At 64.9% G+C, this 23,945-nt stretch carries 21 protein-coding genes, 3 tRNA genes and 1 pseudogene; 15 read left to right on the top strand and 10 right to left on the bottom strand.

Going from position 1 to position 23,945, the window contains the following annotated elements:
• The first annotated feature begins 487 nt into the window (after positions 1–487).
• Both I6L48_RS08655 and I6L48_RS08650 read left to right on the top strand, forming a co-directional pair.
• Positions 488–1,888: an OprD family outer membrane porin gene (locus I6L48_RS08655; protein WP_216987963.1), complete on the top strand. Its 1,401-nt coding sequence runs from the start codon at positions 488–490 to the stop codon at positions 1,886–1,888.
• Positions 1,889–2,002: 114 nt separating this feature from the next.
• Positions 2,003–2,833 carry an SDR family oxidoreductase gene (locus I6L48_RS08650; protein ID WP_216987962.1) on the top strand — a complete coding sequence of 277 codons (831 nt, stop codon included), beginning with the start codon at positions 2,003–2,005 and terminating at the stop codon, positions 2,831–2,833.
• A gap of 59 nt (positions 2,834–2,892) precedes the next feature.
• Here the strand turns inward: I6L48_RS08650 and I6L48_RS08645 are convergent, their stop codons facing one another.
• Entirely contained in the window at positions 2,893–3,225 is a 333-nt protein-coding gene (locus tag I6L48_RS08645) for a DUF1904 family protein (RefSeq protein WP_103244392.1), read from the bottom strand.
• 70 nt (positions 3,226–3,295) lie between these two features.
• Between I6L48_RS08645 and I6L48_RS08640 the strand changes: the two genes are divergently transcribed.
• From I6L48_RS08640 to I6L48_RS08615, 6 genes are all read left to right on the top strand, one after another.
• The gene (locus I6L48_RS08640) at positions 3,296–4,183 is read left to right on the top strand and encodes a TraB/GumN family protein (RefSeq protein ID WP_216987961.1); all 888 of its coding nucleotides are present in this window, start codon (positions 3,296–3,298) and stop codon (positions 4,181–4,183) included.
• Positions 4,184–4,338: 155 nt separating this feature from the next.
• Positions 4,339–4,488: a DUF3149 domain-containing protein gene (locus I6L48_RS08635; protein WP_010673287.1), complete on the top strand. Its 150-nt coding sequence runs from the start codon at positions 4,339–4,341 to the stop codon at positions 4,486–4,488.
• A gap of 115 nt (positions 4,489–4,603) precedes the next feature.
• A complete protein-coding gene (smrA, locus tag I6L48_RS08630) occupies positions 4,604–5,185 on the top strand; it encodes a DNA endonuclease SmrA (protein ID WP_216987960.1) in 582 nt (193 codons plus the stop codon).
• A gap of 106 nt (positions 5,186–5,291) precedes the next feature.
• Positions 5,292–6,770, top strand: a complete 1,479-nt coding sequence (locus I6L48_RS08625; RefSeq protein WP_216987959.1) for a carboxypeptidase M32 — start codon at positions 5,292–5,294, stop codon at positions 6,768–6,770.
• Between the two features lie 261 nt (positions 6,771–7,031).
• The gene (locus I6L48_RS08620; protein WP_216987958.1) at positions 7,032–8,540 is read left to right on the top strand and encodes a DNA-3-methyladenine glycosylase 2; all 1,509 of its coding nucleotides are present in this window, start codon (positions 7,032–7,034) and stop codon (positions 8,538–8,540) included.
• A complete protein-coding gene (locus tag I6L48_RS08615; RefSeq protein WP_041214637.1) occupies positions 8,537–9,013 on the top strand; it encodes a methylated-DNA--[protein]-cysteine S-methyltransferase in 477 nt (158 codons plus the stop codon). Before I6L48_RS08620 ends, I6L48_RS08615 begins: the two co-directional genes overlap by 4 nt.
• A gap of 22 nt (positions 9,014–9,035) precedes the next feature.
• Here the strand turns inward: I6L48_RS08615 and I6L48_RS08610 are convergent, their stop codons facing one another.
• The 6 genes from I6L48_RS08610 to I6L48_RS08585 all read right to left on the bottom strand — a co-directional run bounded on the left by I6L48_RS08610 (position 9,036) and on the right by I6L48_RS08585 (position 14,288).
• On the bottom strand, positions 9,036–9,701 hold the full coding sequence (locus tag I6L48_RS08610; RefSeq protein ID WP_216987957.1) for a class I SAM-dependent methyltransferase: 666 nt from the start codon (positions 9,699–9,701) through the stop codon (positions 9,036–9,038).
• 111 nt (positions 9,702–9,812) lie between these two features.
• Complete coding sequence (locus I6L48_RS08605; protein WP_010673281.1) at positions 9,813–10,070, bottom strand: DUF1272 domain-containing protein; 258 nt, start codon at positions 10,068–10,070, stop codon at positions 9,813–9,815.
• A gap of 36 nt (positions 10,071–10,106) precedes the next feature.
• On the bottom strand, positions 10,107–10,436 hold the full coding sequence (locus I6L48_RS08600) for a DHCW motif cupin fold protein (protein WP_041214635.1): 330 nt from the start codon (positions 10,434–10,436) through the stop codon (positions 10,107–10,109).
• Between the two features lie 117 nt (positions 10,437–10,553).
• Positions 10,554–12,416 carry a U32 family peptidase gene (locus tag I6L48_RS08595; RefSeq protein ID WP_216987956.1) on the bottom strand — a complete coding sequence of 621 codons (1,863 nt, stop codon included), beginning with the start codon at positions 12,414–12,416 and terminating at the stop codon, positions 10,554–10,556.
• A gap of 178 nt (positions 12,417–12,594) precedes the next feature.
• Positions 12,595–13,206 (bottom strand): LysE family translocator, encoded by a 612-nt coding sequence (locus I6L48_RS08590; protein ID WP_039041052.1) that lies wholly within the window; start codon positions 13,204–13,206, stop codon positions 12,595–12,597.
• A gap of 128 nt (positions 13,207–13,334) precedes the next feature.
• Positions 13,335–14,288: a LysR family transcriptional regulator gene (locus I6L48_RS08585; RefSeq protein WP_216987955.1), complete on the bottom strand. Its 954-nt coding sequence runs from the start codon at positions 14,286–14,288 to the stop codon at positions 13,335–13,337.
• Positions 14,289–14,488: 200 nt separating this feature from the next.
• Between I6L48_RS08585 and I6L48_RS08580 the strand changes: the two genes are divergently transcribed.
• The 7 genes and pseudogenes from I6L48_RS08580 to I6L48_RS08550 all read left to right on the top strand — a co-directional run bounded on the left by I6L48_RS08580 (position 14,489) and on the right by I6L48_RS08550 (position 18,769).
• Complete coding sequence (locus I6L48_RS08580) at positions 14,489–15,577, top strand: ketoacyl-ACP synthase III (RefSeq protein ID WP_216987954.1); 1,089 nt, start codon at positions 14,489–14,491, stop codon at positions 15,575–15,577.
• A gap of 222 nt (positions 15,578–15,799) precedes the next feature.
• Positions 15,800–15,884: transfer RNA gene (locus I6L48_RS08575), tRNA-Tyr, on the top strand.
• 41 nt (positions 15,885–15,925) lie between these two features.
• A tRNA-Tyr gene (locus I6L48_RS08570) sits at positions 15,926–16,010 on the top strand.
• A gap of 31 nt (positions 16,011–16,041) precedes the next feature.
• Positions 16,042–16,126: transfer RNA gene (locus tag I6L48_RS08565), tRNA-Tyr, on the top strand.
• Between the two features lie 136 nt (positions 16,127–16,262).
• Complete coding sequence (locus I6L48_RS08560) at positions 16,263–16,535, top strand: hypothetical protein (protein ID WP_042017737.1); 273 nt, start codon at positions 16,263–16,265, stop codon at positions 16,533–16,535.
• Positions 16,536–16,649: 114 nt separating this feature from the next.
• Positions 16,650–17,381 carry an EAL domain-containing protein gene (locus I6L48_RS08555; RefSeq protein WP_201901520.1) on the top strand — a complete coding sequence of 244 codons (732 nt, stop codon included), beginning with the start codon at positions 16,650–16,652 and terminating at the stop codon, positions 17,379–17,381.
• A gap of 82 nt (positions 17,382–17,463) precedes the next feature.
• Positions 17,464–18,769 (top strand): annotated as a pseudogene (locus I6L48_RS08550) (endonuclease/exonuclease/phosphatase family protein).
• A 56-nt stretch (positions 18,770–18,825) separates the two neighbouring features.
• Here I6L48_RS08550 and I6L48_RS08545 read toward each other — a convergent pair.
• The 3 genes from I6L48_RS08545 to dsrO are packed head-to-tail and all read right to left on the bottom strand — an operon-like array spanning position 18,826 to position 23,817.
• Positions 18,826–21,933: a tetrathionate reductase subunit A gene (locus I6L48_RS08545; protein WP_216987952.1), complete on the bottom strand. Its 3,108-nt coding sequence runs from the start codon at positions 21,931–21,933 to the stop codon at positions 18,826–18,828.
• Positions 21,933–23,039, bottom strand: a complete 1,107-nt coding sequence (nrfD, locus tag I6L48_RS08540) for an NrfD/PsrC family molybdoenzyme membrane anchor subunit (RefSeq protein WP_216987951.1) — start codon at positions 23,037–23,039, stop codon at positions 21,933–21,935. The genes I6L48_RS08545 and nrfD overlap by 1 nt, the downstream gene beginning before the upstream one ends.
• Complete coding sequence (gene dsrO, locus I6L48_RS08535) at positions 23,029–23,817, bottom strand: sulfate reduction electron transfer complex DsrMKJOP subunit DsrO (protein WP_216987950.1); 789 nt, start codon at positions 23,815–23,817, stop codon at positions 23,029–23,031. The genes nrfD and dsrO overlap by 11 nt, the downstream gene beginning before the upstream one ends.
• Positions 23,818–23,945 lie beyond the last annotated feature (128 nt).

Below are 23,945 nucleotides of genomic sequence, written 5' to 3'. Positions count from 1 at the left end.
GGCTCACGCTCATGACAGTGGGCATCCGGCCGGGCCCATCTTTTTTTGTGATACAAAATTATATGTTGCCACCGGGTTAACAAAGAAAGTTCTGCCTTGACGGCAAGATCTGCGCAGGAGAACGGTGAAATCACCATGAAAGCGCTGTCATTGCCGACATGAGTGGCCTGGGAGTGCCCACACCAAGAATCATGATTATTTGCACTCGGTCATATTTTTGAAACTTGCCGGGAACTTTACATTGATATTTCGCACCGCGAACGTACTCTTGGTGATGTCAGATCGCCAAGGATCGACAGCCAAAAAATAACGACTGTAACGATGCAGATAGCCCCGACCGATGCGCCAAGGCATCAGGCACAAGGGCACGACAGAGAACCATTTTTTTGCCCTTCGGGGTGTTGATTGCAATGCCAATACCGAGCGGCGGGTGCCTACCCGGCTGCCGGATAAAAAGCTAAGTCCATAAAATCAGGAGCAATAACAAATGGAAAAAGTGATCTTCAAGCGCGCCGCGTTGAGTGCTGCCGTGGTCGCGGCACTGGTCGCCCCCGGCATGGCGTTCGCCGCTCAAGACATGATGAGCCCGGAATACGGCAAGTCCTACAGCGCCTTCATCGACGAAGGCAAGCTCACCGGTGGCCTGTTCTACTTCCAGCGTGAGCGTGATCGCGTCCAGGCCGGTCCGGGTCAGGATGGCAAATACCACTCCAACCTGAGCCATGCCACCACCCAGGCAGCCCTGAACTTCAACTCCGGCTATGCATGGGGTGTGGTCGGCGTCGACGTGGGCGGCTTCGGTGCCTACGACCTGGCCGTTGACGAGAGCAATGGCGTCAACGAAGAGAACGAGTTCTCCTTCTGGGGCGACAAGTGGGGTTCAGGTGGTGACGGTGTTCCCGAGAACGGCTTCAGCCTCTCCAACGCTGCCCTGAAATTCAAGTTCGGTGACGCCGTCACCGCCAAGGGTGGTTACACCCAGCTCTATGTACCCGGCATCCTCGGCGTCAACTGGTCCTATCAACCCGGTACCTACCGTGGTGGCCAGATCGAAGGCACCTTCGGCGGCCTCTACCTGACCTACGCCATCGCCGACGAGTACAAGGCTCCCTGGTTCAAGAACACCACCGGCTTCTCCAAGAGCAGCCCCTATGCCAGCGATCCCTTCACCGATACGAACAAGATCGACTACATCCACGGTCTGGCCGCTCGCTACACCTTCGAGAACGGCACTGCCGTCACCGCCGGCTTCGGTCAGTCCGAAGGCTACATGGACAGCTACCACTTCAAGCTGGCCCACAAGTTCGACGTACTGGGTGGCCTGAACACCAGCTACCAGTTCTACGGTTCCGACACCGAGAACAGCGACTATGACGGCCTGGCCTGGCAACAAGCCCTGACCGCCAGCTGGGCAGCCGGCCCCTATGGCTTCCGTCTGGAAGGCCTGTGGACCAAGGCTGAAGGGGATCTGGGCAACTACCTGCCCCGTCTGACCCGCGGCTACGGCAACTCCCAGGGCGCGAACGAAATCTGGTGGGATTCCCGCTCCGACTGGAACCACAACGACGAGAAAGCCCTGTTCTTCGGCGTGACTCGTTCCCTGGATGATCTGGTGGGTGCACCGGGCTGGGGCGTGGGTGTCTCCGGTGCCTACGGCTGGGATGCCAACAACGGCGACAAGTCCCTGGAAGGCGGCAAAGAGTGGGCAGCCAACTTCGACGTCATGTACACAGTGCAGGATGGCAAGCTGAAGGGCACCCTGTTCAAGCTGCACTACACCGACTACAACAACGAACAGGACGACAAGGGCAGCTGGTACTACCCGAACATGTTCAGCTCCGAGCATGACGTCAAGTTCCACATCATCATGCCGTTCACCATCATGTAATCAGGCATCTGACGTGACCGAAAACCGGGCCTCTGGCCCGGTTTTGTTTTTGGTGGCACCACGCTACCATGCCAACTTCGGGCCACCTGCCGGCCGTCAACCAGGACCATGCTCATGCCCCATCCCTTCGTGCTCGTCACCGGCTGCTCCAGCGGCATCGGCCTCACCGCCGCAAGAACGCTCGGCGCCCGGGGCTTCACCGTCATCGCTTCCGCCCGCAAGGCCGAGGATGTGGCCCTGCTGCAGCAGCAGGGTCTGTTGGCGGTGCAACTGGATCTGGCGGACAGCGCCAGCATAGAGCGAGGGGCGGCAGAGGCGCTGGCCCTGGCAGAAGGGCGCCTCTACGGCCTCTTCAACAACGGCGCCTACGGCCAGCCCGGTGCGCTGGAAGATCTGCCCACCGAGGCGCTGCGCGAGCAGTTCGAGACCAACTTCTTTGGCTGGCATCACCTCATTCGCCAGATATTGCCTCCCATGCTGGCGGCAGGCGAGGGGCGCATCGTGCAGAACAGCTCGGTGCTTGGCCTGGTGGCCATGAAGTATCGTGGCGCCTACAACGCCAGCAAGTTCGCGCTGGAAGGCTATACCGACACCCTGCGCCTGGAACTCGCGGGCAGCGGCGTGCACATCAGCCTGATCGAACCCGGCCCCATCGACACCCGGTTTCGCGCCAATGCCCGGGAGGCCTTCCTGCGCCACATAGACCCCGCCACCAGCCGCCATCAGGACGCCTATGCCCAGACGCTGGCCAGGCTGGAGCGTGAAGGGGGTGCCCGGGGCTTTACCCTGCCAAGCGAGGCCTGCATCCCGCCGTTAGTGCATGCGCTCACGAGCAAGCGTCCCAGGCACCGCTACCCGGTCACCTTCCCGACCAAATTGTTTACCGTGCTGCGCCGCCTGCTGCCAAGCCGCTGGCTGGACAAGCTGCTGATCAAATCCGCCTGATAAAGGGGCCCTCGGTGGCCCTCCTCTTGACATGCACCTGTCTTAGCAACGATGCCCGCTCAATAGTGCTGGCCGTTGCTGTAGTAGTGACTCTTGACGATGGGCAGCACCTGCACCACCACATAGGTCTGCTCCCCCAGCACCCCTTTCAGGTGGCGGGTGATGAGGGCGGCAGCGGCATCCTGCATCTCCTGCGGTCGTTCGAACCAGACCAGCTCCACGAAGGGGAAACCGGCTTCGGGCTGGCCATCTCGTACCCACTGGCTCGGCACGCACTCCAGGGTGATGAACTCCGGCTTGCCACCGGTCAGGGCGCAGAGCTCCGCCATCAGGGGGGCGCTTATCCGCTGCAGGGTGTCGACAGAAACTGCCCGAAAACGAAGGTGGGGCATGGGAAACCTCTTGGCTGTGACAAATGAGGACTTATCATAGAGCACTCATCCCGCTCACATAAGGTGCCTCATGAGATTCCATCCCACGCTGCTCTCCTTCCTGCTCTGCCTGCTGCTGCCGCTCCATGCCATGGCCGATCCGGCCTTCTACCGCATCAACAAAGGCAACGAACAGCACTGGCTGCTGGGGTCCATCCACGCGGGCAAACCCTCTCTCTATCCCCTGCCGGACCCGGTGGAGCGCGCCTGGCAGCAGAGCCGCGCCCTGGTGATGGAGGTGGACATGACCCACATCAGCCAGGAGCAGTGGCAGGAGATGGGCGCCATCACCCGGCTCGTCGACGGCAAGACCCTCAAGGATCACCTGCCCATCGACCTCTACCGTCGCACCCTCATCGCTGCGGGCCAGAATGGTCTGAACGAGAGCATGCTGGCCCCGCTGCGTCCCTGGTTTGCGGCCATTACCCTGACCCAGGCGGCCCTGGAGCGCACCGGCTATCGCGGTGAATACGGTGTCGACCAGCACTTCGCCAAGCGGGCGAACGACGGCGGCAAGCCCATCGTCGGGCTGGAGACCCTGCTGGAGCAGCTCGGCTATCTCGCGAGCGTCGGCGACAACCAGACCCTGATGCTGGAGAGCACCCTGGACGAGCTGCCCGACATCCAGCAGGGGTTCGACGCCGTGATGACCGCCTGGCAGAACGGGGACGAGGACACCCTCATCAATCTGCTCAGGGAGGAGATGGCGCCGCCCAAGCTGCAAGCCTGGCTGGAACAGACCCTGCTGGCAGAGCGCAACCGCAACTGGGTCAAGAAGTGGCCCAGCCTGCCGAACGAGAGCTTTATCGTAGTAGGGGCCCTGCATCTTTACGGCGAGCATGGGCTGCTCGCCCTGCTGGAGCAGCAGGGCTGGCGCATCACGCCCCTCACCGAACCGACCCAGGAGAAAGCAAAATAGCGTCCAGTCCGGCGACCTGACGCGCCGGATGCGCGTCGGCTCACAGAATTGGCTGCCGATTAAATAACCAGAGAGGGAGTTGATCGAGATCATCCCCTCCCTCCTGAAGAGGTATCTATCATGCCTGTCACCGCCCAGTGACAGGAGTGAACGAGATGGAATTCTGGATGAACCTGATGTTCGGCAACAGCGTGGGGCTGATGTCCATGCTGGTGATTTTCGGCACCTTCCTGCTCATCAGCGCCTATGCGGTCTATTTCATCTACAAGGTGATGCACGCAGAGCCGCCCAAAGAGGGGCAATAACCAGGCTCGCTCAGACCGCCCTCCCCGGCAGGGCCGGGGCCTGCGAGCGTTGCCATTCTAAGGCCCACCAAGGCCCGCTATACTGGCTCCCTCATTTTCATGCGGGGAGCCTGCCGTGTCTCATAACGACGAACTCTCACTGTTCCTGCTTGAAGTGGCCGACGTGAGGCCCCTTCGCAGCGACCATATCGCCCCCGTTGCGGGCAACAGCCAGCCCACCGAGGCGCAACTCGCGCGCCGGGAAGCCGCCACCGCCGAACAACTCACCCTGGATCACCTCGGCACGGAAGCAGTCGAGATGCTGGACCCCCATGCCATCGTCGGCTTCAAGCGTGACGGCGTGCAGGAAGGGGTCTACAAGAAGCTGCGCCTTGGCAAATACGAGCTGCAAGGCTCCCTCGACCTGCACCAAAAGACGCTCAACGAGGCCCGTATCGCCCTGGTGCAGTTCATTGCCGAATGCGAAGTACGGGATATCCGCTGCCTGCTGATCCTGCACGGCAAGGGGGAGCGCAGCACCCCGCGTGCCCTGCTCAAGAGCCATGTCAGCGCCTGGCTGCCACAGTTGCCTTCGGTGATGGCCATGCACAGCGCCGAGCGCCGCCACGGCGGCAGCGGTGCGCTCTACGTATTGCTGCGCAAGAGCGAGCGCAAGAAGGTGGAAAACCGCGAACGGCACCAGAAGCGCCTCGGCTGACTGCCTGAGGGTGGCACCAGGGTGGATGGCAGTGCTAGCATCGGGCGGCCCCGATCATGCCAGGTACGGGGTGCATATCATCAGGGACGATAACAAGGACAATCCCATGTCATACCAGAAACTCGAACAACATCAGCAACAACTGCACCGCCTCTCCCACCTCTCCGCCATCTGCGGCTGGGATCAGGCCGCCATGATGCCGGAGGGGGGCAACGAGGCCCGCGCCGAAGCGATGGCGGAGCTCGGCGTGCTGATCCACGGCAAGCGCACCGCCCCCGAGCTTGGGGAGTGGATTGCCAAGGCAGAGAGTGAACCGCTGGACGAGCACCAGCGTGCGAACCTGCGGGAGATCAAGCGCCAGTGGCAGGATGCGAGCCTGCTGCCGGGGGCGCTGGTGGAGGCGCTGTCGCTCGCCGGCAGCAAATGCGAGCACGCCTGGCGTCGCCAGCGCAAGGAGAACGACTGGGCAGGTTTTGCCCCGAACCTCGAGGAGGTGGTGCGCCTGTCGCGGGAGGTGGCTCGCCTGCGCGCCGACGCGCTCGGATTGCGCCCCTATGACGCCATGCTGGCGCTGTACGAGCCCGGCATGACGAGCGCGAGGCTGGATCAGATCTTCGGCGATCTGACGAGCTGGCTGCCCGGCCTCATCCAGACCGTGAGCGAGCGGCAGAAAATCGAGACCATCCTCACCCCGCAAGGCCCGTTCCCGATCCCAACGCAGCAGGCGCTCGGTCAGGAGGTGATGGGACTGCTCGGCTTTGATTTCGCGCACGGCAGGCTCGACGTGAGCAGCCACCCGTTCTGCGGCGGCGTGCCGACGGACGTGCGCATCACCACGCGCTACAACGAGCAGGAGTTCGTCTCCAGCCTGATGGGCATCATCCACGAGACGGGCCACGCACGCTACGAGCAGGGCCTGCCGCGCGCACGGCTCGGCCAGCCGGTGGCCGAGGCGCGTTCCATGGGCATTCACGAGAGCCAGAGCCTGTTCTGCGAGATGCAGCTCGGCCATCACCCCGCGTTCCTCGCACAGATTGCACCGCGCATCCGCGCACACTTCGGCGAACAGGCCGCGCTCGCCCCCGCGAACCTCGAGAAGCTGTACAACAGGGTCGAGCCCGGCTTTATCCGCGTCGATGCGGACGAGGTCACCTACCCGGCCCACGTCATCCTGCGCTACGAGCTGGAGCGGGACCTGATGGAAGGGCGCATCGAGGTCGCGGACATCCCCGAGCTGTGGGACGCGAAGATGCAACAGTGGCTCGGCTTGTCCACGAAGGGCAATTACCAGAATGGCTGCATGCAGGACATCCACTGGACGGACGGCTCGTTTGGCTACTTCCCGAGCTACACGCTCGGCGCCATGTACGCGGCGCAGCTGCGCTTTGCACTCGAGCGTGAGCTCGGCGACATGGGCACGCTCGTAGAGTCCGGCCGCCTGCCGGAGATCTTTGGCTGGCTCGGTCGCCATATCTGGTCCCAGGGCAGCCTGCACGGCACGGACGAGCTCATTCGCCGCGCGACCGGTGAGGCGCTCAATCCCCAGTGGCTGCGCAAACACCTCGAACAGCGCTATCTGAAATAAGCGAGGTTGACCCCCCTCCCAGCCTCCCCCTTCACAAGGGGGAGGAGCTAACCCCGCCCCCGTTCACAGAGGGGAGCTGTTTGTCCCCTCCCCTTACGAAGGGGAGGGTTAGGGTGGGGTCCTGCCCCCCTAACCTTACAAAGGGAGGACTGGGATTCCTCGGATCGCACTATTTTTGCTATCCCTGTCCGTTTTTGGCTAGTCACTCCCCTTGCACCCGCTTAGTCTCTGGGACATGCACCCCCTCAGCCGAGTCATGCCATGAACACAGCGTCCCCCGTCTCATCACCCCAGGACGAGATCATCCCCGGCCTCACCCGCGAGCAGTGCCACGCCGCACGCCTCGCGCGAGACGCGCGTTTCGATGGTCGCTTCTTCACCGGGGTGCTCTCCACCGGCATCTATTGCCGCCCCGTGTGTCCGGCGCGGGCACCGCACGAGCACAATGTGCGCTATTTTCGTTTCGCGGCGGCGGCGGAGCAGCACGGGCTGCGCCCCTGTCTGCGCTGTCGCCCCGAGCTCGCACCGGCCCAGAGCGGCGATCTGCCACCGCTCATCGCCCAGGTGCTGGCGCGCATCGAGCGCGGCGAGCTGGCGGAGCACAGCCTGGGCTCCCTTGCAACGCAGGCCGGGATCACGGAGCGCACCCTGAGGCGCCAGTTCGAGCAACACCTCGGTGCCTCGCCGAAACAGGTGGAGCAGACGCGCCGCCTGCTGCTTGCGAAACGGCTGCTGACGGAAACGCGCCTGCCCATCACGGACGTGGCGTTTGCCGCAGGCTTTGCGAGCATTCGTCGCTTCAACGACGCCTGGCTGCAGGCGTATGGCATGACGCCGGGCGCCCTGCGCAAGCAGGAAGGGGGCGCAGAGCAGGAGACGCCGCAATCGAGCCTGCAACTGCACCTGCTGTATCGCCCGCCGTTCGACGTCCAGGCCATGCTCGCGTTCTACCGGTTGCGCGCCATTCCGGGGCTGGAGCGGGTGGATGAGCACGGTTACGAACGCCGTCACCGGGTCGGCGAGCAGGAGGGGCTCATCCGCATCGAGCCCGTCGAGGGGGAGAGGCTCAGACTCACGGTGCGGGATCTGCCGCCGGGAGCGCTGCCGGACATCCTGTACCGCGTACGCCGCATGTGGGATCTCGACGCCGACATGAGCCGCATCGGCGAACACCTGGGGCAGGATCCGCTGCTCGCCGGCATCCAGGGGCGCTGGCCCGGGGTGCGGCTGCCGGGGGGGTGGGATGAATACGAGGTGATGCTGCGCGCCATCGTCGGCCAGCAGGTGTCGGTCAAGGGTGCCATCACCATCATGGGGCGCCTGGTGGCGCGCACCCAGGCGCAGTTCGGCACCGCGCAGTTGCCCACCCCGACCCAGTTATGCGAGCTGGATCTCGACGGCATCGGCATGCCGGGCAGCCGCATCCGCACCCTGCAAGGGCTGGCCTCGGCGCTCGCAAGCGGCGCACTCACCCTCGCCACGGCAAGCGACGAGCAACTGCTCGCGCTGCCGGGCATAGGCCCCTGGACGGTCGCTTACTGGCGGCTGCGCTGCGGGCTCGACACGAATGCCTTCCCCGCCTCGGATCTCGTGCTGCAAAAGGCGCTGGGGGGCGGTGACAAGCTGCCGGTGAAAGAGGTGACAGCGCGCAGCGCCCCCTGGCAGCCGTGGCGCGCCTATGCCGCGAGCTGGCTGTGGCACGCCATGAGTGAACAACCGGCGCTGCTCACCCGGCCAACACAGACACAAGACGAGGAGAAGAGCCCATGATCCGCTATGACATGATGCCCACCGACCAGGGCAAACTGCTGGTCGCCATCGACGAGCGCGGTCTGGTCCATGTGGACTTCCTGGCCGGACTGCGGCCGCTGCCCGACATGCAGGACTGGCAGCAGGACGGCGAGGCGCTCGCCCCCTTCCTCGCCGAGTTTCGGGACTACTTCGCGGGCCGGTTGCAGCGCTTCACCCTGCCGCTCGCCCCCAGGGGCACGGCGTTTCAGCAAGCGGTGTGGCAGGCGCTGTGCGACATCCCCTACGGGGAGACCCGCAGCTACGGCGACATCGCCCGCACCATCGGCAAGCCAAACGCGGTGCGGGCGGTGGGTGCCGCGAACGGCCGCAATCCGCTCTCCATCATCATCCCCTGCCACCGGGTGATCGGCCAGAATGGCAGCCTCACCGGCTATGCGGGAGGCCTGCCCATCAAGCAGGCACTGCTGACGCTGGAGAGGGCCTCTCGTTGATCCGGCGCAGCCCGGCCAGGGCTCACTGCCGCTGCGCCAGCCAGCCGTGAAACCCCAGCGCCTGAAAGAAGCGGTGCGCCGCTGCGAAACCGGCCCCTTGCAAGAGGCGCCGGGTCTGTCCCTCGTCCAGGGAGGTGAAGTCCTCTCCGAGGCGGCGCACCATCTGCTCGCAGGCAGGAAGCGGCAAACCGGCGAGGGCGGCTTGCAACCCCATGGCCTTGCGCTCGAGCGGGTCCGTTGGCGCCATCAGATCCGCCAGCAGCAGGGGAGCGCCAGGATTGAGCTGGCGATAAATATCACCCAATAGCGCGGTTTTGGCATCTTGCGCCAGAAAATGCAGAACCAGCAGACAGAGTGCACCATCGCAAGGCTTATCCACCACAGGCAATGCGCCCAGGTGCCAGCACACCCTCTCCCCCATGCCCGCCTGCTCGGCCCGCATCCTGGCCTGGGCCAGCATGTCCGCCGAGATATCCTGGGCCACAAAGGTCCAGCGGGGGCAGAGACGGCCAAGCAGCAGCAACTCGCTGCCCGTGCCCACCCCCACCAGCAGCACACGGGCCTCCTGGCCCAGCGCGGCCATCAGCCGGGAGGCACAAAGCTGGTGCAGCAGCTCGTAGCCTGGCACCAGCAGGGGGATGCGGCTGTCATAGGCCTTCGCCCCTTCTCCTTCGAATCGCTCCGTCATCTTTTGCTCCTTTGGTGTGAGCCCCCTTGATAGGGGCTGCCGCCGGGAGAAGGTCAAGAGCCACAGGGACGAGCCAGTTGCCAGCCCAGCCCTTCCCATGAAGGGAGGGCCCTAGCCCCCCTTGCCCAGCGCCGCTTTCAGAGCCGGATTGAAGACGCGCTGGAGGGAGGCGGGGTTGTTCACCAGCTTGGCCGCCGGGCGGCGCGGGCGCCTGACCAGCTCGCCGCCACAGTTGGGGCAGGTCAGGTGCAGATACTGATCGTTGCACTCGGCGCAGAAGGTGCACTCGAAGGAGCAGATGTAGGCCGTCGCCGTGTCGGCGGGCAGATCCCGGTCACAGCACTCGCAGTTGGGTCTGAGTTCAAGCATGGCAAGTTCCTGAAGCGCAAGGGGAAAGAGGGCAGCTCAGTCGACGATAAAGAGGCGAGCGCCCAGTTCGGTATAGGAGCGATGGGGTTCGGCGTTGTCCGCCACCTGGTAGCTCATGCCCGGCGTCAGGGTGAAGACGCGGCCATCCTGCAACTCGGTGTGCAGCTCCCCTTCGAGGCAGAGCAGCACATGGCCCTTGCTGCACCAGTGATCCGCCAGATACCCGGGGGAGTACTCCACCATTCGCACCCGCAGCTCCCCGAACTGCCGGGTGTGCCAGCGTGCGACGCCGCGCTCTCCCTTGTGTTCGGTCGGCGGGACCTCGGCCCAGTTCGTGGTGCAAAACGGCAGTGCATGGATGTTCATGACGGATCCTTTGTCAGAAGAAGGCTGGGGGAAGGCGCCTCACCACGGGATATCCGTGACAAGGCCGCACCCCATACTGCCATCAAATCCGCTCCAGCCCCATGCCCACTCGGGCAATCATCCTCTCTTCAGGCTGCCCATCACCTGCATCTCGCAGCGATGGCAGTCAAAGCGCAGGCGGAAACTCTCCTTGCCCATCTTGAGCTCCAGGGGCTCGGCCTTGAGACCGGGCACCTCCTTGGGGCAGAGCTGCTGGCTGTAGCGGATGCAGTGCTTCGTTGTCATCAGCACCACTTCCCGCTCCTCCTTGTTCGCCTCATACGCGGGGGCGATGCTCCCCACCCCGTGTTCGCGAAAGAACTGCTCCGCCGCGCTGTTCAGCACGTTGCCGAGGTAGGAGAGCCGATGCTGGGGATAAACGGCGCCTCGCAGGGGAATGCGCCGCTCGGGTCGCCGGTAGGCTGCCAGACGGGCCGCCTCCAAGGCGGCAATGCCGTCCCGGCGCAAGCCGTTAAGCTGTGAAGCCGCAATAAATAGCGGGCGAGTGAATGCCAACTCAATCTGGCGAGCCACAAACAGGGTGTTGCCGAGTTTGCCGAGCTGATCCCTGGCCTGTTGCAGCGCCCGTTCCGGGTTGTCGGCCGGCTGCTGGTCGCAGGGGAGCGTGACGGCGGCGCCAATGCCCTGCTCGTCCACAAGTTCGAGCCGCAATCCCTCGTCGCACTCCGATAGCCGCATATCGACCCGGATGCGGCGATCCGCGCTCCCCTTTTCGAGCTGCTTGCTGAAGGCCTGATCGTGGTTGCGAAAGATCTCGGTGCCCACCTTGAGACCGGGCATGGGTTCCGACAGGAGTAACCGCTTGCTCTGTGCCTTCTCTTCCACCTTATTGAGGCGCATCCCCACCAGCTCGCCCCCCGGCTTGAAGAAGCCGAGGCCATCGCCGTTGTTGAGGGCAACGGCCTGGCCGTCGATCTCGATGCCATCGCGGGTCACGCTGGTGACGCGCCCGAGCGGCTCCCCTACGTATTTCGGGCTGCGCGGCGAATCGATGCCTGGCTGTCGGCCATGGAGGAAGTAGTCGGTGCTGCCCCGGTTGAAACTCTTCTTGGGATCCGGCGTAAAGGTGTAGCTGCAACGACCGGCGGAAGCGGCCACCAGATCGGGGCGGCTCGCCAGGATGGTGTCCAGCTTCTGGCGATACCAGGCGGTGACGTTCTTGACGTAGTCGAGCCCCTTGAGGCGCCCTTCAATCTTGAAGGAGCGGATCCCTGCGGCGATCAGCGCCTCCAGGTTGTCAGTCTGATCCATGTCTTTCAAGGAGAGCAGGTGGCTGTTTTCCACCAGCACCTCTCCCCCTGGCGTTTGCAGGGAACAGGGCAGTCGACAGAGCTGGGCGCACTCGCCGCGATTCGCGCTGCGGCCGGTGCGGGCGTGGCTGATGTTGCACTGGCCGCTGTAGGAGACGCACAGGGCGCCGTGGATGAAGAACTCCAGCTGCACGCTCGTGGCGGCGCTTATCTCGCGGATCTGCGCAAGGGAGAGCTCGCGGGCCAGCACCACCTGAGAGAAGCCCACGTCCTGCAGAAACGTCACCTTTTCCGGGGTGCGGTTGTCGGTCTGGGTGCTGGCGTGCAGCGCGATGGGGGGCAAATCGAGCGCCAGCAGCCCCATGTCCTGCACGATCAGCGCATCGGCGCCCGCCTGGTAGATCTGATGGGTCAGGCGCCGGGCCTGCTCCAGCTCGTGGTCGTGCAGCAGGGTATTGAAGGCGACGAAGACCTGGGCGCCGAAGCGGTGAGCATGGCGGGCCAGGGCCTCGATGTCCTCGAGGCTGTTGCCCGCTGCGCTGCGGGCACCGAAGGCGGGGCCCCCCATGTAGACGGCATCGGCGCCGTGGTTGATGGCCTCGATGCCATAGGCGAGGTTCTTGGCCGGGGCCAGCAACTCCAGGCGGTTGTGATGGTTCTGATCGCGCATAACGTCCGGTTCGAAGGGCTGCAAATAGCCGCCACTCTAGCCAGACTCCCCGCCCCCTGCCTTGATCCCGCTTAAGATCACCGCAGAATGCAGGATTGACCCGGTACAAGGACGTCTGGCTGCCCCCTCATCCCCCGGCCCTGACAGAGTGCCGACTACGCAGGCACCCGACGCGGAGCTAGATCACGACCTTGAGAGCCAGCCCCAGCAGCACCAGGCCGCTCACCTTGTCGATCACGGTGGATTTGGCCTTGAGCCAGGCGAGTACGGGCCCGCGAGAGAGCACCAGGGCCACCAGCACATACCAGAGCGCATCGATGCCGCCTGCGGTCAGCATCATGATGCCCCCCTCACGCCAGCCGGTGTCGGCATGCACGAACTGGCTGAACAGGGCGATAAAGAAGATGGCGAGCTGGGGGTTCAAGAAGGCCACCATAAAGCCCTCGAACGCCCCTTGACGTCCCCGTGGCGGGTGCCCCTCCTCCTTGCCTGCCTCACCCCCTGCGGGCCTGGCCAGCAACGCCTTGATCCCGAGCCAGGCGAGGAACGCCGCGCCGCCGTAGCGGATGAGATCGAACAGCAGCGGGGTCTGGGTGATCAGGATGGCGAGGCCGAGGGCCGTGATCAGCGCATAGATGCCGACTCCCAGGCCATGTCCCAGCGCCGTGGCAACCCCGTGGCCCTGCCCTCCCTGCACCGTATTGCGGATGATCAGTGCCAGGCTCGGCCCCGGGCTGATGGCCCCCATCACGCAAATGGCGGCCAGCGCCAGCCAACTCGTCAGCTCCATACCTTCTCTTCCTTCGTGTCGATTGTTGTCACTCGGGATCAGGGTAGGGGGTGGCTTGCTATGCCAGAAGTGAAAGTTATGAATAGAGCCCATAGCCAGTGGCTATAGAGTGGCACAACCCGCTGCTCTCAGCGACCCGCCTGCGACCCTCCAGCCAACTGCTTGCGACTCTCCCCCAGGGTGAATTGCAGGTGATCCCGCAGGAAGGGATAGGCCAGCTCGCGAAACCAGCGGTGAGCCGGATCCAGGTGGTGGCGCTGGTGCCACAGCAGATGATACTGCTGGACCCGGGTGGCGAAGGGGAGATCGCAAAAACTCAGGGCATGTTCCCGGGAGAGCTGCCAGGCGATATGGGCCGGGGTGGTCATCAGACAGTCTGTGCGCAGCAGCACCTCCACCGCGGCCTGGAAGAAAGGCACCCGGGCAAACCAGCGGCGGGAGAGCCCGCGGGGGGCCAGCACCTGCTCCACCGGGCTGTCCTTGTCCCCGCCCCCGCTCACCTGCAGGTGAGGCCAGGCGAGGTAATCCTCCAGACTGGGCGCCATGCCAGAGAGCGGGTGATGGCGCCCCATCAGCACCACCAGCCTGTCCTCCCCCTGATGCAGGCCGCGGATCTGGTCCGGCACCAGCTCCGTGATGGTGGAGACCATGTCCAGCTCCGATTGCCAGAGCTGGGGCAACTGGCGCTTGTCCCACAGGCTGTACTCCAGCGCCGCCTGGGGGGCGGCCCTCGCCAGGGCCGCACAGATGTCCGGCAGGATGTGCTGGGCCACGTAGTCGGAGGAGGCGAGCCGAAACACCCGCTCGCAGCGCTCGGGGGCAAATTCCGGTGCCTCGTAGAGCCGCTCCAGGGCCCCGAGGGAATCGGCAAGCTGGGCCGCCAGGGCCTCGGCCCGCGGGGTCAGCAGCCAGCGCTGCCCTTCCCGCACCAGCAGCTCGTCGCCAAACTCGCTGCGAAGCTGGCCGAGCTGCTTGCTGATGGAGGGCTGGCTCAGGTTCAGCAGCTCCGCCGCCCGGCTGATGTTGCGGGTCTCCAGCAGCACCTTGAGGGTGGGCAAGAGATTGAGATTCGCTTTGTGCACAGGAGTCACCTCGGGAAGGGGTCGCCGGGATCGGGCCTTCATCTTACGGCAAGGAGAAGCGGAAATTTAAGCAAAATCACGGTCTTGCTCCTCCCACTCCCCTTACACTGGAGGGGCCGCAGGATGACAGTGAACGCCCCGTGCGGCATAATTTCGCCACTTTCCGCCCCAGAGCGGCCATCACGACAAGCGACGACAAGATGACATACGCCACTATCACCGGGTGGGGAAAATGCCTGCCCCCCGCCTCGCTGACCAACGATGACCTCGGCACCATCATGGATACCTCGGACGAGTGGATCTACCCGCGCACCGGCATCAAGGCCCGCCGGGTCTCCCATGTCAGCACCCAGGCGCTCGCCACCCTGGCCGCCCGTCGCGCCCTGGCGTGCGCAGGCCTGGACGCCGCCGCCCTCGATGGCATCATCCTCGCGACCGCCACCCCGGGCACGCTGGTCCCCAATGGTGCCTCCGCCGTGCAGCAGGCCCTCGGCGCCCACAAGGCGGCGGTGTTCGACCTCAACGCCGCCTGCACCGGCTTCGTCTATGCCCTCTCGGTCGCCACCTCCCTGGTGCAGACCGGCATGATGCAAAGGGTGCTGGTGATCGGTGCCGAGCGGCTGACCCAGTTGCTGGACTGGGCCAAGCGCGACACCGCCGTGCTGTTCGGGGATGGCGCCGGCGCCGTCATCATCGAGGCGAGCGAGCAGGAGAGCGGCCTGATTGCCAGCAAGCTCGGCTGTGACAGCGAAGCGCGGGAGATACTGCACGTGCCGAACTTCGGTACGGATAGGGTGCGTTTCGCCGACATTGACGGCCTCTTCACCTTCAACTTCGAGGGGCAGGAGATCTTCAAGCGCGCCGTGCGCGGCATGGGCGAAGCCACCGGCACCGTACTGACCCAGGCGGGCATCGCCCCCGAGCAGGTCGACCTCATCGTGCCGCACCAGGCGAACGTGCGCATCATCGAGACCCTGGCCAAGCGGATGAATGCCCCCATGGATAAGGTGATGGTCAATATAGAGCAGTACGGCAACACCTCCGCCGCCACTGTGCCCATCGCCCTGTGCGAGGCGCTGGAGCAGGGTCGGGTCAAGCCGAACAGCTACCTGCTGACCGCCGCCTTCGGGGCCGGGCTGACCTGGGGCGCCGCCCTCATCAAGTGGGGAGACCGCGTCACCCCGATCGCGAGTTGCGACGAGGTGCTGCCCCCCTGCGAGCAGAGCGCCCTCGAACTCATCGCCCATGCGGTGCAGGGTTGCCAGCAGGCCCGCCCCGCCGACGCCTGAGCGAGCGCCCGCTCCCCATGATCCGCCAGGAGCCCCGGGGCTCCTGGCTGCCAGCCCCCTACGCCCCCTCGCCGTTTCGGCAGCGACATAAAAGTCATTGAAAAGTGTGAATTTTGAGCGAAACATATCAAAAAATGACCACTTGACACTTTTTTGTCGTCAGAATGCGGCCAAGGGGTTCACAACCTTGCCGGATCTGGTAGTATGCGGCCTCGCACTTGGGGAGGGGTTCCCGAGCGGCCAAAGGGATCAGACTGTAAATCTGACGGCTCTGCCTTCGAAGGTTCGAATCCTTCTCCCTCCACCATTCAAGTGCGTCAAGTAAGTAAAATCAGGAAAATACCCCGTGGAGGGGTTCCCGAGCGGCCAAAGGGATCAGACTGTAAATCTGACGGCTCTGCCTTCGAAGGTTCGAATCCTTCTCCCTCCACCATCTTCCTGAACACAATATGCAATGCCCCTGTGGAGGGGTTCCCGAGCGGCCAAAGGGATCAGACTGTAAATCTGACGGCTCTGCCTTCGAAGGTTCGAATCCTTCTCCCTCCACCATCCTTCAGACAACCCGGCCTCGCGCCGGGTTTTCGCTTTTCTGGATAGAATCCATATGGCGCTGTCAGATCTGACAATTGCCCTCCCCGCACTTTTTAGAAACAGTGGAGCCTCATGTCGCAAGGAGTGCACACAGATGTTTGAAATCTGGGATGAAACGGGTCGCGAGCACGGGCTGACACTGCCCGAGCTGCAACTGCGGCTGCGGGATTACCAGGGAGACGTGATGGTGCGCTACCTCAACCGCCTCGGCCTGCCGAGCACCCTCTTCCTGACCATCCGTCAGGGATGCGCCTATCAGCGCTTTAAGGCGGGTTCCCCCATGCTCGACTGGTCCTGGCTTGCCCAGGCCATGCACGCAGCCCCCCTGGCTGGCGCCGAACCTGCACAGGGCCATGCTCTTCCCTGACCCCCCTCTCATCCTGCCCACACCCAAACAGGGCTCATTATCAGACTCTTCCTACAGCCTCCCTTTAGACCCTCCCTGTATGATGCGTAACCATGTTCCCGTCAGGTGAAGGCCATGTTTGCGTTCAAAGAAGAGTATCCCGTGAGTGCCATGGTCAGCATGGCGGATATCGTCGTCCCCTTTTATCAGCCCATCATCGGCCAGGATCGTCAAGTCAAGGGGTATGAGGTGCTGGCCAGGCGCTGGGATGCCGATAGCCAGGGTTATCAGGGCATCGATTTTGCCGCCCTCGGCGAAGATGACGCTCTGCACCTCGATATCGTCATGCTCAGGGCCATCATGCGCGATCTGCCCGTGCTCGCCCAAAAAGGCCCCTATGCGCTCTCCATCAACCTCAATCCGGCGCTCTCCAGCCCCACCTACCGCAATCTGCTGTTGCTGGTGCTGCTCCAGGCCCGCAAGCTGGGGATCGACATCTGGTTCGAGGTGCTGGAGCACGTCAGGATCAAACACCAGCACAGGGAGATGATCGAGGTGTTGCGGGCCCATGGCGCCCACATCGCCTGTGACGACTTCGGCTCCCTGGCGTGCAATTTCCAGCGCCTGATGATGCTCCCCTACGAGATCGTGAAGCTGGATCGTTCCCTGCTGCTTCAGGCTGCGCGCAGCACCCACGCCCTCAACATGCTGACGGGTCTGGTGAAATACCTGCAACGACTCGGCATGGCCGTGGTCTGCGAGGGGGTGGAGACCCAGGCCCATATCGAGGTGGCGAACCGGCTGGGCTGCGACTACCAGCAGGGCTACGCCTACGCCATTCCCTCCCCTCTCTCCCGCTGGGCCTGAGCGGAGCGCTTGCTCGTCACGGGGGAAACCCGGTCACCTTTCCCATAAAGTCCGGCAGGGTGCTGCCATTTTCCTGCCAAAGATGGCAGGCTGTCCCGGCCACACTGACGCCGAGGCCCGCCATGGTTCGCTTTGCCACCTTCAATCTCGCCTTCGATCGCACTGCACCCGGCATGCTGGGGGAAGAGCTCGCCCTGAGCCGCACCGAGCAGGACGCCCTGCTGGCGCGCCTCACCGACGGCACCTTGAGCGGCGCCGAGAAGACCAAGGCCCTCGACGTGCAGCAGATCCGCAACATCGCCGAAATCATCCAGCGCACCCGGCCGGACGTGTTGCTGCTGAGCGAATTCGACAATGACGGCAAGGGCGGCGACACCACGGACCTCAACGCCTTCAACGATAACTACCTGGCCCACGCCCAGCACGACGAGGTGAAGGCCACCAGCTACCCGGTGCTGCAGAACTTCGCCACCAACACCGGCCTGATGAGCGGCCATGACCTCAACCTGGACGGCAAGGTCAACAACGGGCCGGACGACGCCTGGGGCTTTGGCAACTACCACGGCCAGTACGCCTTCGCCGTGATGTCCCAGTACCCCATCGATACCAAGCAGATCCGCACCTTCCAGACATTCAAGTGGAAGGAGATGCCGGGCGAAGCGAACCCCGTCATCGACGACTGCAACAATGCCAAGGCGCCGATCCCGGCCGGCCGCCAATGCGGCGATGCCTGGTATGACGACGCCGCCTGGCAGTCCTTCCCGCTCTCGTCCAAGAACCACGCCGACGTGCCGGTGCGCATCAGGCAGGGAGACAAGGAGGAGGTGATCCACTTCCTTATCTCCCACCCGACTCCGCCCATCTTCGGCAACGCGGCGCGCCACAACGTCAAGCACAACCGGGCCGAAGTCGCCTTCTGGCAGGATTACGTGGAGACCGCCAGCTACATGGTGGATGACGCCGGCAAGGTCGGTGGCCTGCCCGAGGGCGCCAAGTTCGTCATCGCCGGCGATCTCAACGCCGACCCCCAGATTGGCGATGGGGATCTCACCGCCATTCAGGATCTGCACAACCATGCGCTGGTCAATCAAGCCGTCACCAACGGCGCCCTGATCCCGGTCAGCCAGGGCGGTCCCGAGTGCCTCGCCAGCCAGCCGGATCTGTGCAAACACAACAACAACCACCCCACCCCGGAGCGCATCACCAGCAGCAGCGGCCTGCAGCTCGACCACGTGCTGCCCTCCGCCAACCTGAACGCGGTCGCCTCCGGCGTGTTCTGGCCGGCCAGCTTCGAGCCGGGTTACCACCTGGTGTACGACGCCAAGCTCGGCATCGCCAAGGGCGTCAGCTCGGATCACCGCCTGGTGTGGGTCGACGTCACACTGTGACAGTGACGCAGAGCAGACAAGCAACGGGGCCCGCAGGCCCCGTTTTCATTGGTTTGTCATACCAGCTTCTCCACCCGGGCCGGCAGCCCCTGGCGGGCCGACGAGCCGATGGCCCAGTCCACCAGGGGGTAGCGGCCATGGCGGCTGGGATCCAGCACCGCCAAGTCATTCAGATTGACCCCGGCTCCGCGCAGCGGATTGGCAACCACTTTCTGGCCGTCTATCCAGTGTTCCCGCGCCCCCAGCTCCTTGTGGCCGAAGCCGTGTTCGATGGCGATGGCATCGGCCTGCACCCCGGCCACGCACTCGGCCACCCCGATCACGCTGCCATCCGGGGTGCTGACCCGCACCCTGTCCCCGCTCTCGATGCCCAGCTGCGCCGCCGTCTGCGCATTGAGCCGCACCCGGTTGCTGGGATTCACCTGGCGTAGACGATCCGAGCCGATACTCATGGAGCTCATGGTGTGAGATTTGTAACTGGTGAGCAGCAGAGGCCACTGGGCCGGCTTGAACGCCTCATTGAGCGGCGTGCCGTCAGCCAGCTGGGGGCGGAAAAAGCGCGGGGTGCCGCTCAAGAACCGGCCGCTCTGGCTGTGGCGGCGGCTGCCCACCTCGGGGTTCCACACCATCAGCGGCTTGGGCCAGCGCTTGCTTGGCTGACCCGCTTCGTCGCGCCCCTTGGCCGCCGGCTCGAAGCGCCCGCCACGGGCGAAGAGATAGGCGGCGCGGCCCGCCTCTTCCGCACTCAGGGTGGCATTCAGCACCGGCAGGATCCGTTCCACCCCGGACCAGGCGAGATCCTCAGGCCCGATAGGAGGCACCGGCTCGCCGAGATAGGCGACGTTGGCCGCCCCGTAGAGGGAGAAGTCCGCCGCCTTATGCAGGGCATGCAACTTGCCGTCCGCCCCTTTGAGCGCCCCCTCGCCAAAGCCCGGCAGCCCCAGCCGTTTGGCCACCGCGATAAAAAAGGACTCCATGCAGACCGGATCTCCCTCGGCAGTCTTGGCGACACGGGGCTCCACGATGGGCCAGCGGCCTGTGGAGACCTTGGTCAGCACCCCGTGCCAGGCGGTGGCCCAGCCCCAGGACTCGTAGGTCAGGGTATCCGGCACTAGGTAGTCCGACAGCGCCGACGACTCGTTGATGAAGCTGTCGATGCTGATAAAGAGCGGCAGCACGCTCGGGTCTTTCAACTGCTCGCCTATAGCCTTGGCGAGCCCGGCCTGGCCGTAGAGGGGGTTGCCCATATGATTGATCCAGGCCTTGAGCCGGTAGGGGTAACCATTCACCGCTGCGGTCAGGTGCTCGCCGAGCAAGGGGCCGGAGATGGGGAACCAGGGCTCTTGCGCCGGATAGGGGTTCTGACCCGCCTCACGCTTGCGCCGATACTCAGAGGTCTTCTCGTAGGGGAACTTGGAGCGCGACAGGAAGACCCCGGCGGGTTTGACCATGCCGGGGAAACTCGCCAGATCGTAGCGCGGCCCCGCCCCGAAGGGATCGAACTTGCCGCCGCTCGCCACGGCGCCGCCCCGGGCGTTCAAGTTCCCTACCATGACGTTGAGCATCATGATGGCCCAGGCCGAGTAGAAGCCGTTGGCGCTCATGGTGCCACCGTGGGAGACCACTGCCGCGCGGGTGCCGTGGCTGGTGAACTCCCGCGCCAGCGCCTCGATATCGGCCACCGGCACGGCGCACTCGGCGCTGTATTGCGCGAGGGAGTGCTCGCGGCACGCCTCGGCCAGCAGCTGGAAGCTGCTCTTGACCATGAACTCCCCCTTGGGGCCCTGAATGGTGCGATCCACCCAGAGGTTGGCCCGCTCACACTGGCCGGCGGGTCTCGGCTCGCCGCTGCTCGCCTCCTCTACCAGCATGGCGTCCCCCTCCCCGTAGGCTTCCCCCTCAAAGGGCAAACCGAGATCGCTGGCCCGCAGCATCTGACCGAAGCGCGGGTGGGACTCGTCGCAGAGCACCAGGTGGCTGGCGTTGCAAAAACCGCGATAGCCGGCTCGCTCGGCGGCAGCGGCATGGGGGGCTGCCAGAAAGGACTCGGCGAAACGCTGGTTGTCGATGATCCAGCGCAGCATGGCCATGGCCAGCGCCGAGTCGGTGGCGGGGCGGATGGGCAGCCAGCGGTTGGCGGGGGCGGAGGGCATGTTCACCGTGTTCGGCAGGCTGGGGGCCACCACCACGTAGGAGAACGGCTTGCCCGGTCGCGCCCGGTTTGCCGCCAGCTGGCGGGACTGGCGCTTGAAGGGGTTGCCGGATTGCTGGGGCGAGGTGCCCATGAACAGCAGGAAGTCACTCTCGTCCCAGTCCGGCTTGAGGTGGGCGTTCTTCTCCAGATCGTCCAGCAGGGCGCCGGCCCCGACCCGGAACGACAGGCCGCAATAAGCACCGTGGTTGGCGAAGTTGCGGGTACCGAAGCTATTGAAGGTGAAGCGCTTGATGAAGTGATCCCGCCCCTCGTCCGAGGCGTTGCTCACCAGCAGCTGGTTGGCCCTGGGGCCGTACTCCGGGTTGGCCGGGTCGAGCGGCTCGGCGAGGTTGCGAATGGCCCGCAGCCCCTCAACCTGGCCCTCGCCAAACAGATCCCCTCCCTCCACCACCTCGGCCACCAGCTGCTCGAAGGGGATGCTCTGCCAGCGGCCGCTGCCACGGGGCCCCACCCGCTTGAGACAGCGGGTGACTCGCTGCGGGCTGTCGAGCTGCTCCAGCATGGCATTGCCCCGCGCGCAGGCGGTGGAGCGCCCGTCCAGCCCCCCTTCCTGGTAGCCGCTGGTGGCGAGCAGCGCCTGCTTGACCGGGGTCTTGAAGTCAATGTGGTGCCGGGCGGAGAGGGGGTGATAGGGGTTGCCCAGGATCCGCACTATCTGGTCGCGCTCATTGTCGATGCGGGCCCGCACTCCGCACAGGGTCCAGCAGCCGAGGCACATGGTGTTGGCAACCCGCTGGGCCGGGTTGGGGTGCAGTTCCCCCCGCTCGTCAACCCGGTACTCCACGGCCAGCGAGTTGCCATGGATGGGATCCCGGGTCGGCTGACCCGAGCTGCCGGTGGCAAGACCAGTCGCCACCTGCTTGAGGGTGTCGCTGTAACCGGCGACGAACAGCCCGGTGCCGCCAGCGATGGCGGCGCCCTTGAGAAACGTGCGTTTGCTGTGATCCATCAGAGTGCCTCGCGTGCAAAAGGAGTGGGTGCCTTGATGGCGGGGGAAGCAGAGGGGCGCACCAGCTCCGAGAGGGCCACCAGCAGGGCCAGCAGCAGACCGAAGGTGCCGAGAATGCCGAGCACACCGGCCGGGCCCCAGGCGATTTCATAGAGATAGACGCCGGCCCCGTACTTGGGTACGAGCTGCCCCTGGATCAGCACCAGCCAGCGCAAGCCCCACACCAGGTGCAGCCCCAGCAGCGCCAGCCCCCAGAGTGCCAGGCGGGCAGAGATCCTTGGCCGCAGCAGCATCAGCAGGCCGGCCAGCCCCAGGGCCAGCAACAGCCAGTGGGCCGCCAGCCGCCAGCTCGGGTCGAGCCGATAGAGGGCCGCGCCCTCTGCCGCCGAGGCGCCGCCAAACAGGGCCCAGCCCAGCAGGGAGAGCACCAGCAGGCTCAAGGTCCAGCCGCTCTGGCGCAGCAGGGTCGACTCGGTCTGGACACCCCAGCCCGCCAGCAAGCGGTTGAGCAGCAGCAGGGCACTCTGGGCCCCCAGCACGGCGCTCAGGGTCAGCAGCCAGGGCAACCAGGGGGTATGCCAGAGCGGGCGCGCCGCCACCGCCATGGTTTCGAGCCCGGTGTAGAGGGCGATGCTGAGCCCGCTCAGGGCCGCCAGCAGGGAGAGGGGCCGCAGCCAAACGTGCCCCGACCAGCTTCCCAGACAGAGCAGCCGGGCAAGGCGGGCTATCTTGTCCCCTTCTGCACCGCGCCGGGCCAGGGCTGGCCTTAGCAGCAGCCAGCCGAGCAGCATGGAGAGCAGGCTGAACAGCGGCAGCAGATAGGCGCCATACCACATGACGGAGCCAACGCGCGTCTGGGCATAGAAGTGCCAGGCCCGGGCCGGCTGGTGCAGATCCGCGGTCAGGGCGATGGGAGCCACCAGACCGGCCGCCACCATCAACACCGCCGCCAGGGTCTGCAGCCGTGGATCCGGCGCCTTGCGCCACAGATCGGCGGCACCGAGCCAGAGGGCCCCGTAGGCGAGGCCGATGAGAAAGAAATATTGCACCGCCCAGGGCAGCCAGGTGATGGGATGAGCCGGGGCCAGCAGTTCGTTAATGACCATGGGCTATCTCCTTGCCATCGTCGGTGAGCAGGGTGCGCAGGGCCGGGTTGCCGTCGACCTTGCTGACGAAGGCCTCGTCCATGCCGAGATAAAAGACCCGTGGCTGGGTATTGGCCTCGGGCTTGAGCACCTTGAGCGCCGGCTCGTGTTCGCGCAGCAAGCGGCTTATCCGGCTCTTGGGGTCGTTCAAATCGCCTATGATGCGCGCCTCGCCGACACAGCTCTCGACGCAGGCGGGCAAGAGCCCCGCCTCCAGCCGATGGGCGCAGAAGGTGCACTTGTCGGCGGTGTTGGTCTCGTGGTTGATGAAGCGGGCGTCATAGGGGCAGGCCTGCACGCAGTAGCCGCAGCCGACGCACCAGTCGTTGTTGACCACGACGATGCCGTCATCGCGCTGGAAGGTGGCGCCGGTGGGGCAGACATCGAGGCAGGCGGGTTCGGCACAGTGGTTGCACAGCCTCGGCAGCATCAAGAGGGAGGCGGGAGCCTCGAGGGCGGCCACGTCGCTCACCTCGTACTGGCTCACCGTGGTGCGAAACTGGCCGAGGGGGGGCTGGTTTTCGATGGTGCAGGCCACGGTGCAGGCCTGACAGCCGACGCAGCGGCGCAGGTCGATCAGCATGCCGTAACGCTTGCGCCCGTCCCCCCGGCTGATGGCCGCCCGCCCGTTGCGGGGAGCGGGAACGGACTGCGCCTGAGCCTGGGTGACGGGGATCAGGGCCGCCCCTGCGGTGAGGGCGGCGATCCCGGATAACAATCGGCGCTTGCTGGGCTCCATGGCATCTTTCCTTCTGCTGAGCTGGCTTGAAAGGGGTTGGGCCGATTGTCCTCAACGCAGGAAGTCGCCTCTATTGTGGTTTTCCACATACCGGGAGCCGGGTTGATCCAGCGCAATAAAAAATGCCC

It is taken from the genome of Aeromonas sp. FDAARGOS 1418, from assembly GCF_019048585.1.
Classification (GTDB): Bacteria; Pseudomonadota; Gammaproteobacteria; order Enterobacterales; family Aeromonadaceae; genus Aeromonas; species Aeromonas caviae.
This window is presented reverse-complemented; position numbering and strand designations above follow the sequence as displayed.

Excerpts from the sequence above, each read along its gene's own strand:
- I6L48_RS08590 (WP_039041052.1), bottom strand. The coding sequence starts at position 13,206 with ATGGAGCTGACGAGTTGGCTGGCGCTGGCCGCCATTTGCGTGATGGGG.
- I6L48_RS08545 (WP_216987952.1), bottom strand. The coding sequence starts at position 21,933 with ATGGATCACAGCAAACGCACGTTTCTCAAGGGCGCCGCCATCGCTGGC.
- I6L48_RS08600 (WP_041214635.1), bottom strand. The coding sequence starts at position 10,436 with ATGAACATCCATGCACTGCCGTTTTGCACCACGAACTGGGCCGAGGTC.
- I6L48_RS08605 (WP_010673281.1), bottom strand. The coding sequence starts at position 10,070 with ATGCTTGAACTCAGACCCAACTGCGAGTGCTGTGACCGGGATCTGCCC.
- I6L48_RS08595 (WP_216987956.1), bottom strand. The coding sequence starts at position 12,416 with ATGCGCGATCAGAACCATCACAACCGCCTGGAGTTGCTGGCCCCGGCC.
- I6L48_RS08635 (WP_010673287.1), top strand. The coding sequence starts at position 4,339 with ATGGAATTCTGGATGAACCTGATGTTCGGCAACAGCGTGGGGCTGATG.
- I6L48_RS08615 (WP_041214637.1), top strand. The coding sequence starts at position 8,537 with ATGATCCGCTATGACATGATGCCCACCGACCAGGGCAAACTGCTGGTC.
- nrfD (WP_216987951.1), bottom strand. The coding sequence starts at position 23,039 with ATGGTCATTAACGAACTGCTGGCCCCGGCTCATCCCATCACCTGGCTG.
- I6L48_RS08620 (WP_216987958.1), top strand. The coding sequence starts at position 7,032 with ATGAACACAGCGTCCCCCGTCTCATCACCCCAGGACGAGATCATCCCC.
- I6L48_RS08555 (WP_201901520.1), top strand. The coding sequence starts at position 16,650 with ATGTTTGCGTTCAAAGAAGAGTATCCCGTGAGTGCCATGGTCAGCATG.
- I6L48_RS08610 (WP_216987957.1), bottom strand. The coding sequence starts at position 9,701 with ATGACGGAGCGATTCGAAGGAGAAGGGGCGAAGGCCTATGACAGCCGC.
- I6L48_RS08580 (WP_216987954.1), top strand. The coding sequence starts at position 14,489 with ATGACATACGCCACTATCACCGGGTGGGGAAAATGCCTGCCCCCCGCC.
- I6L48_RS08625 (WP_216987959.1), top strand. The coding sequence starts at position 5,292 with ATGTCATACCAGAAACTCGAACAACATCAGCAACAACTGCACCGCCTC.
- I6L48_RS08645 (WP_103244392.1), bottom strand. The coding sequence starts at position 3,225 with ATGCCCCACCTTCGTTTTCGGGCAGTTTCTGTCGACACCCTGCAGCGG.
- I6L48_RS08560 (WP_042017737.1), top strand. The coding sequence starts at position 16,263 with ATGTTTGAAATCTGGGATGAAACGGGTCGCGAGCACGGGCTGACACTG.
- I6L48_RS08640 (WP_216987961.1), top strand. The coding sequence starts at position 3,296 with ATGAGATTCCATCCCACGCTGCTCTCCTTCCTGCTCTGCCTGCTGCTG.
- I6L48_RS08655 (WP_216987963.1), top strand. The coding sequence starts at position 488 with ATGGAAAAAGTGATCTTCAAGCGCGCCGCGTTGAGTGCTGCCGTGGTC.
- dsrO (WP_216987950.1), bottom strand. The coding sequence starts at position 23,817 with ATGGAGCCCAGCAAGCGCCGATTGTTATCCGGGATCGCCGCCCTCACC.
- I6L48_RS08650 (WP_216987962.1), top strand. The coding sequence starts at position 2,003 with ATGCCCCATCCCTTCGTGCTCGTCACCGGCTGCTCCAGCGGCATCGGC.